The following is a 7,977-nucleotide window of genomic DNA, read 5'->3' as shown; positions in this document are numbered from 1 at the left end:
CGGCAGTAGAGTGCGGGCGCCGCGGGGACTCCGCGGCGCCCGCGCGCCCGAGGCGAGAGAGGCTTCTCCGAGACCATGAGCGACAACGGACCGGTGCAGGTCAGGTGCCCCGTGCTGAACGTGCGCAGGGTGGACGCCTACTACGCCATCACCGTCGTCGCCCCGGGGATCGCCGAGCGGTTCCGTTCGGGCCAGTTCGTCTCGGTGGCGGTCGGCGGCGACCACTCCAGCACCCTGCTGCGCCGTCCCTTCGCCATCCACGACGTCAAGCCCGACTACGGCGGCACCGTCGAGTTCCTGTTCTCCGTGCGCGGCACCGGCACCGCCTGGCTGTCCGAGCGGAGGTCGCGCGACCTGCTGGACGTGGTCGGCCCCCTGGGCCGGCCGTTCCCGCTGCCGCGCGAACCCGTCAACTGCGTGCTCGTGGGCGGCGGTTCCGGCAGCGCGCCGCTGTTCCCGCTCGCCCAGTCGCTGCGCAGGCGCGGGTGCCGGGTCGACTTCGTGCTCGGCGGGGCCTCCGCCGACCGGGTGTTCAGCGCGATCACCGCCCGCCGCATCGCCGAGACCGCCGCCTTCACCACCGACGACGGCTCGTTCGGCACCAGGGGCCGGGTCACCGACGTCCTGGGCCGCGTGATCGAGGAGTGCCGGTCCGACGCGGTGTACGCCTGCGGCCCGATGCCCATGCTCCGCGCCGTCACCGCGGTGGCGGGCAGCCACGGGGTCCCCGTCCAGGTGGCGGTGGAGGAGACCATGGCCTGCGGCACGGGGATCTGCATGACCTGCGTGATCCCCGTGGTGGGGGAGGACGGCATCACCCGCATGGTGCGCTCCTGCGTGGACGGACCGGTGTTCCGCGGCGAACAGGTGCGCTTCGACGACGTGGGGACCATCCCCTTCGACGCCCTGGGCGCCCCGGGGTGGAAGGGCTCCAGCGCCGCCCGCGCCGCCGAATCGGCGCGCGACATCGCCTGACCCGGGCGGCGACACACACACGACCGAGTGAAGGCACGTGAACGCAGACCTCAGGACCCGGGTGGGCGGCATGGACCTGCCCAACCCCGTGGTGACCGCCGCCGGATGCGCCGGCTCCGGCCGTGAACTGTCCCAGTTCTTCGACATCGCGTCGATCGGCGCCGTGACGACCAAGTCGGTGATGCTGGAGCCCCACGCGGGGCGTCCGGCGCCGCGCATGGCCGAGACGCCCAGCGGCATGCTGAGCACGACGGGCATGCAGGGCCCCGGGGTGGACGTGTTCCTCCAGCGGGACCTGCCCTGGCTGCTGGCCCGCGGCGGCCGGGCCATCGTCTCCATCGCCGGGGCGGGGGTGGGCGAGTTCGGCGAGCTGGCCAGGCGGATCTCGGCGGCCGACGGCGTCAGCGCCATCGAGGTGAACCTGTCCTGCCCCGACCCGGCCGCCCCGTCGGGGCGCCACTTCGCCGACGACGCCTCCCACGCGGCGGCGGTGGTGCAGACGGTGCGCTCCCACGCCCGCTCGGACCTGCCGGTGCTGGCCAAGCTGGCCGCCGACGTCCCCGACGTGGTGGAGCTGGCCTCGGCGTGCGTGGAGGCGCGCGCGGACGGCCTGTCCATGATCAACACAGTGCGCGGCATGGCGGTGGACACCCGCACCTTGCGGCCCGCGGTGGCCGGGGGGATGGGCGGGCTGTCCGGCCCGGCGATCCGGCCGCTCGCCGTGGGGTGTGTCTACCGCGTGCACGAGGCGCTTCCCGGGGTGCCCATCATCGGGATGGGCGGCGTCCGCACGGGCGCCGACGTCCTGGAGTTCATGGCGGCCGGGGCGAGCGCCGTGGCGGTCGGCACGACCAACTTCTCCGACCCGTCCGCGTGCAGCCGCGTGCTCCGGGAGTTCACCGAGGCGCTGGAGGCGCGGGGCTTCGCCAGGGCCTCGGACGTGGTGGGAGCGGCCCACCGGCAGGGGGCCGGGGCGTGACAGGTCGGGCACACGGCGCACAAGGGCCCTGACCGGCCTGAACGGCGTTGAGATGGCTCTGTGCGACCAAACAGGCGCATCCTGGCGCAAGGGGGCGGACTCGGGGGAGCGTCGGGCTACGTCCGTCTGGGCGGCCGTTACGGGGAAGTGATACGGAATGGGCGCATGAAGCGACTCATCCGGGGAATCGCACACCTTGATGGTGTGCACAGGACAGTGGACGTGCATCGGCCGATGCTTCGGTAAGCACATCGGTAAGCACGTGCAGATGTTGCACGCACCGGCACGGAGCCGGTGGCACACGATTGGAGAGACCGACATGACCGCGCCTTCCGCGCCCATCGCCGTCGCGATCGACGCCGGGGACATCGAGACGGCGGCCACCTGGGCCTCGGCCGTCGCACCCCACGTGAGTACGGTCAAGGTGGGACTGGAGCTGTACCTGCGCTACGGGCCGGAGGTGGTCAGCGCGGTGCGCGGGGCCAGCCGGCTCGGGGTCTTCCTCGACCTCAAGCTCCACGACATCCCGGCCACGGTCGAGGGCGCCGCGCGCAGTGTCGCGTGGCTGCGCCCCTCCTTCCTCACGGTGCACGCCTCCGGAGGGGCGGACATGGTCCGCGCGGCCGCGGAGGCGGCCCCGGACACCAGGATCGCCGCCGTGACCGTGCTCACCTCCATGGACGAGGCGGACCTGGAGCAGGTGGGGCTGCTCGGCCCGGCCCGGGACGCGGTGCGGCGCCTGTCCGCGCTGGCGGTGGGCGCCGGGGCGCGCGCCCTGGTGTGCTCCCCCCGGGAGGTGGCGCTGGTGCGCTCGGAGGTGGGGCCGGACGTCACCCTCATCACACCGGGAGTGCGCCCGGCGGGGGCTGACAGGGGGGACCAGTCGCGCGTCGCCACCCCGGAGGAGGCCATCGGGGCGGGGGCCGACCTGTTGGTCATCGGCCGCCCCATCACGCGGGCGCCGGACCCCGGCGCGGCGGCGGCCTCCCTCGCGGCCGCCGTGCGGCGGGCCGGGGCCAGGGTCTAGGGGAGGCGGACGGACGGGAGAACGGCGCCGGGAGCACCCTTCGACGGTGTCCCGGGGGAAGGGGCGAGGGGATCGAAGGATCCCGGGGACGAACCAACGAAGCGAGCTCATCACGCGCGGTTATGGATCACTGACGGTCACCAATTAGGTGTGTCCGAAACTCGGAACGGGCTGCCCGGAGTGACCCGGGTCACCCCTCTGTGACCTGCGCTGGTGACGCGCTTTATGCTCGGCCCAATCGGGACCAAGGTCCTGTATTTCGTCTCCGACCGCAATTGAATGGTAACTCTACGTAGTTAGTTCGATGAAATAGCCGCTGAAAGGGCACTTTACGTTGCCTAACAGGGGTCAGACCTACTAACTTGCGCAGGCGTCCGCCCTCTACAAACGAGTAGAAATCCGAGGTGACCCGGCGTGGCCCTTCCTCCCCTCACACCTGAACAGCGCACCGCGGCTCTGGAGAAGGCCGCTAAGGCCAGAAAAGAGCGCGCGGAGGTCAAGAACAAGCTGAAGAACGGCGGCATCTCGTTGTCCGAGGTGCTCGCCAACGGCCTCAAGGACGACGTCATCGGCAAGATGAAGGTTTCGGCTCTGCTGGAATCCCTCCCCGGTGTCGGCAAGGTCCGTGCGAAGCAGATCATGGAGCGTCTCAACATCGCCGAGTCGCGCCGTGTCCGCGGTCTGGGGACCAACCAGCGCGCGGCCCTGGAAGCCGAGTTCGGTGACCTCACCAAGTAACACCCGGTAGGAGCAGTACGCAGTACGCCGGCCCGTCCGCGTCCCCCACAGTCGCGGCGGAGAGCGCGCCGCGACAGCGGCGGGCTCACGGTGAAGCCACAGCGCGAGCCGCGGTCGGCGGACGGATGGCCCCAGGTCACAACCGTCCGCCGCACCGCGGCTCGGTGGTATAAATGGAGCTTCCCGCGACCGTTCGCGGACACCCCCGCACAGCAGCCGCCCGCACGGCGACGCGCCCGGTCCCGCCAGGTCCCCGGAGCGCGGCCGATGGCCTCCGGCCCCGCGGCGGACAGGCCCCGAAGGGAAGCCCCGAACACACATGCCTGAACTCGCATCCGAGTCCCGTCCGGCCGAGAAGCGGTTGATCGTCCTGTCCGGCCCCTCGGGTGTGGGGAAGAGCACCGTGGTCGCCAACCTGCGGCGCGAGCACCCCGACGTGTGGCTCTCGGTCTCGGCCACCACCCGCGCGCCCCGGCCCGGCGAACAGGACGGCGTCCAGTACCACTTCGTCACCGACGAGGAGTTCGACCGCCTCGTCGCCGAGGACGAGCTCCTGGAGTGGGCCAGGTTCGCGGGCAACCGCTACGGCACCCCGCGCGGCCCCGTCCAGGCCCGCCTGACCGCCGGCGCCCCCGTGCTGCTGGAGATCGAGCTCCAGGGCGCCCGCCAGATCCGCGAGACCATGCCCGAGGCCTACCACGTCTTCCTCGCGCCGCCCTCCTGGGAGGAGCTGGTCCGCCGCCTCACCGGGCGCGGCACCGAGTCCGACGAGGTCATCCGTCGCCGGCTGGAGGTCGCCAAGGTCGAGCTCGCCGCCGAGAAGGAGTTCGACACCACGCTCGTCAACACGTCCGTGCAGGAAGTGTGCGCCGAGCTGCTAGCGTTGATCGACGCGCCCAAGGTGTGATAGCGGCGGGGCCCACGGCCACCGCCGCCCGCGTCCGCCCGCGCCGGGTTCGCCCCCGGAGGCGCCGCGTATCCTCGAACACGTCCCGAACGATCACGTCACGGCTTCCGACGAGCCGGAGACCTTCCCTGGGGGTAAACGAAGTGGCTGGTACCGAGCCCGTCGCCGAAGGCATCACCAATCCGCCCATCGACGACCTGCTGCAGCTCGTCGACAGCAAGTACAGCCTGGTCACCATGGCCTCCAAGCGGGCCCGCCAGATCAACGCCTACTACGCCCAGCTCGGCGAGGGCCTCCTGGAGTACGTCGGCCCGCTGGTCGAGACCCAGGTGCAGGAGAAGTCCCTGTCCATCGCCCTGCGCGAGGTCAAGTCCGGCCTGCTCACCGCCGAGCCCTACGAGGGCACCTGATCCGCCCCTCCGCCGCGGCCGTCCCGTGCCACGGGCCGGCAGGCGCGGCGGAGCCCGGCGCTGCCGCGGCGTGCCGCCGGAGCCCGCACACCGCCCTCCACCGCCCCGTCGGGCGCGCGGGGGGCGCGGCCGTCCGCGGGGTCGGCGCGTGCCCGCCCGGCCGGGCCTGGTAGAACTCCTTCCTGTGAGTGAGACACAGAGCGTTCCCCGGGTGGTCCTCGGCGTCGGCGGCGGCATCGCCGCCTACAAGGCGTGCGAGCTGCTCCGCCGTCTGACCGAGTCCGGCCACCGCGTCCGGGTCGTGCCCACCGCCGAGGCCCTCCGCTTCGTCGGCGAGCCCACCTGGGCGGCCCTGTCCGGACAGCCCGTCACCACCGGGGTGTGGGACGGGGTCGACGAGGTCCCGCACGTGCGCATCGGGCAGGAGGCCGACCTCGTGTTCGTGGCCCCGGCCACCGCCAACCTCATGGCGAGGGCCGCCGCCGGCCTGGCGGACGACCTCCTCACCAACACCCTGCTCACCGCGCGGTGCCCCGTGGTGTTCGCACCCGCGATGCACACGGAGATGTGGGAGCACCCCGCCACCCGGGCGAACGTGGCCACCCTGCGCGCGCGGGGCGCCGTCGTCCTCGACCCGGCCGTGGGACGCCTCACCGGCGCCGACAGCGGACGCGGCCGCCTCCCCGAGCCCTCCGAGCTGTTCGAGGCCGCACGGCTGGTCCTGCGCCGCGGAACCGCCGCCCCCGACCTGGCCGGCCGCCGCGTCGTCGTCTCCGCCGGGGGTACCAGGGAGGCCATCGACCCGGTCCGGTTCCTCGGCAACCACTCCTCCGGCAAGCAGGGGTACGCCCTGGCCCGCACCGCCGCGGCGCGCGGGGCCGACGTCACCCTCGTCGCCGCCAACGTCTCCCTGCCGGACCCGGCCGGGGCCCGTGTCGTGCGGGTGGGCTCGGCCGCCGAGCTCGCCGAGGCGATGGAGGCCGAGAGGCGCGGCGCCGACGCGGTCGTGATGAGCGCGGCCGTCGCCGACTTCCGGCCGGTCAGGAGCGTCGCCTCCAAGATCAAGAAGTCCGGTGCGGCCCCCGGGCCCATCGAGCTGGTCGAGAACCCGGACGTCCTGGCGGGCCTGGTGGCCTCCCGGGCGTCGGAGGCGCCCGGGCAGACCATCGTCGGGTTCGCCGCCGAGACCGACGACGTCGTCGCCAACGGCCGCGCGAAGCTGGAGAGGAAGGGCTGCGACCTCCTCGTGGTCAACCAGGTCGGGGGAGGGCGCGCGTTCGGCACAGAGGACAACCAGGCGGTCGTCCTGGGCGCCGACGGTTCCGTCACGGACATCCCGACCGGGCCCAAGGACGACCTCGCCGACCGTGTGTGGGACCTGGTCGTCGAACGCCTCCCCTGACGGCTTCCGCGGCCCCGGGTCCGCCTGTGTGGGCGTTCGCACAGGCAGACGGGGTGCCCGCGGACGAACAGCCTGGACACCAGGACTGGATTCCTACCGCCGAGTACGCCACACTGCGAACGGGTGTCCTTGCCGACATGCGACGCGGTCGGCAGCCGGACGCCCGTCCCCACCAGTCCGGTTACAGTGGACCGATAACCAACCGCGTCGGTCGGCATTGGCCGCCCCCGGCAGGCCGCCGGAGCGCTGTGCCGCACCGACACATGTCAGCCAGCAGCCGCTGCAAGGAGTCACGCAACGTGTCCCGCCGCCTTTTCACCTCCGAGTCGGTCACCGAAGGCCATCCCGACAAGATGGCCGACCAGATCAGTGACGCGATCCTCGACGCGATGCTCACCCACGACCCGCGCAGCCGGGTCGCCGTCGAGACGCTGATCACCACCGGTCAGGTCCACATCGCGGGTGAGGTCACCACCCAGACCTACGTCGACATCCCCGCCATCGTGCGCGAGAAGATCCTCCGGATCGGATACGACTCCTCCGCCAAGGGGTTCGACGGTGACTCCTGCGGGGTCAACGTCTCCATCGACGCCCAGTCCCCGGACATCGCCCAGGGCGTCGACACCGCCTACGAGGCGCGCGTCGAGAACGAGGACGACGCACTCAACCGGCAGGGCGCCGGCGACCAGGGCCTGATGTTCGGCTACGCCAACCGGGAGACCCCCGAGCTGATGCCGCTGCCGATCAAGCTGGCGCACTCGCTCTCCGAGCGGCTGGCGGCGGTCCGCCGCAACGGCACGGTGCCCTACCTGCGCCCGGACGGCAAGACCCAGGTCACGGTCGAGTACGAGGGCCAGGTCCCCGTGCGCCTCGACACCGTCGTCGTCTCCAGCCAGCACTCCGCGGACATCAACCTGGAGGAGATGCTCGCCCCGGACATCCGCGAGCACGTCATCGAGCCGGTCGTGGCCGCCTTCGGCCTGGAGTCCGACAACTACCGGCTGCTCGTCAACCCGACCGGCCGCTTCGAGATCGGCGGCCCGATGGGCGACGCCGGACTGACCGGGCGCAAGATCATCGTGGACACCTACGGGGGCTACGCCCGCCACGGCGGCGGCGCCTTCTCCGGCAAGGACCCGTCGAAGGTGGACCGCTCGGCGGCCTACGCCACCCGTTGGGTCGCCAAGAACATCGTCGCCGCCGAGCTCGCCGAGCGCGCCGAGGTCCAGGTGGCCTACGCCATCGGCAAGGCCCACCCGGTCGGTGTGTTCATCGAGACCTTCGGCACCGAGACGGTCGCACCGGAGCTGATCGAGAAGGCCGTCAAGGAGGTCTTCGACCTCCGTCCGGCCGCGATCGTGCGCGATCTGGACCTGCTGCGCCCGATCTACTCCGCGACGGCCGCCTACGGCCACTTCGGCCGGGAGCTGCCCGAGTTCACGTGGGAGAGCACCGAGCGGGCCGCCGCGCTGCGGTCGTTCGTGGGCGTCTGAGCCCGACCTCTCCCGCTCCGTCCCCGGACGGAGCCCGCGCCGGGGG

General features: G+C 72.3%; 8 protein-coding genes. All 8 read left to right on the top strand.

Features of this window, described 5'->3' with window-relative positions; translation table 11 throughout:
• Positions 1-75: 75 nt before the first annotated feature.
• The 8 genes from ACWGL3_RS29275 to metK all read left to right on the top strand — a co-directional run bounded on the left by ACWGL3_RS29275 (position 76) and on the right by metK (position 7,931).
• The gene (locus ACWGL3_RS29275; RefSeq protein WP_267948913.1) at positions 76-975 is read left to right on the top strand and encodes a dihydroorotate dehydrogenase electron transfer subunit; all 900 of its coding nucleotides are present in this window, start codon (positions 76-78) and stop codon (positions 973-975) included.
• 37 nt (positions 976-1,012) lie between these two features.
• Positions 1,013-1,954, top strand: coding sequence for a dihydroorotate dehydrogenase (locus ACWGL3_RS29270; RefSeq protein ID WP_267948914.1), 942 nt, complete (start codon positions 1,013-1,015; stop codon positions 1,952-1,954).
• A gap of 319 nt (positions 1,955-2,273) precedes the next feature.
• Positions 2,274-2,981: an orotidine-5'-phosphate decarboxylase gene (gene pyrF, locus ACWGL3_RS29265; RefSeq protein WP_267948915.1), complete on the top strand. Its 708-nt coding sequence runs from the start codon at positions 2,274-2,276 to the stop codon at positions 2,979-2,981.
• A gap of 414 nt (positions 2,982-3,395) precedes the next feature.
• A complete protein-coding gene (gene mihF, locus ACWGL3_RS29260; RefSeq protein WP_267948916.1) occupies positions 3,396-3,719 on the top strand; it encodes an integration host factor, actinobacterial type in 324 nt (107 codons plus the stop codon).
• A 319-nt stretch (positions 3,720-4,038) separates the two neighbouring features.
• Positions 4,039-4,626 carry a guanylate kinase gene (gene gmk, locus ACWGL3_RS29255; RefSeq protein WP_267948917.1) on the top strand — a complete coding sequence of 196 codons (588 nt, stop codon included), beginning with the start codon at positions 4,039-4,041 and terminating at the stop codon, positions 4,624-4,626.
• Positions 4,627-4,769: 143 nt separating this feature from the next.
• A complete protein-coding gene (gene rpoZ, locus ACWGL3_RS29250; protein ID WP_267948918.1) occupies positions 4,770-5,036 on the top strand; it encodes a DNA-directed RNA polymerase subunit omega in 267 nt (88 codons plus the stop codon).
• Positions 5,037-5,247: 211 nt separating this feature from the next.
• A complete protein-coding gene (gene coaBC, locus ACWGL3_RS29245; protein ID WP_267950309.1) occupies positions 5,248-6,438 on the top strand; it encodes a bifunctional phosphopantothenoylcysteine decarboxylase/phosphopantothenate--cysteine ligase CoaBC in 1,191 nt (396 codons plus the stop codon).
• 299 nt (positions 6,439-6,737) lie between these two features.
• Positions 6,738-7,931 (top strand): methionine adenosyltransferase, encoded by a 1,194-nt coding sequence (metK, locus tag ACWGL3_RS29240; protein WP_267948919.1) that lies wholly within the window; start codon positions 6,738-6,740, stop codon positions 7,929-7,931.
• Positions 7,932-7,977 lie beyond the last annotated feature (46 nt).

Source organism: Nocardiopsis sp. NPDC055824 (assembly GCF_053616335.1).
The sequence above is the reverse complement of the archived record's forward strand: the minus strand, read 5'-3'. Positions and strand labels throughout refer to the sequence as shown.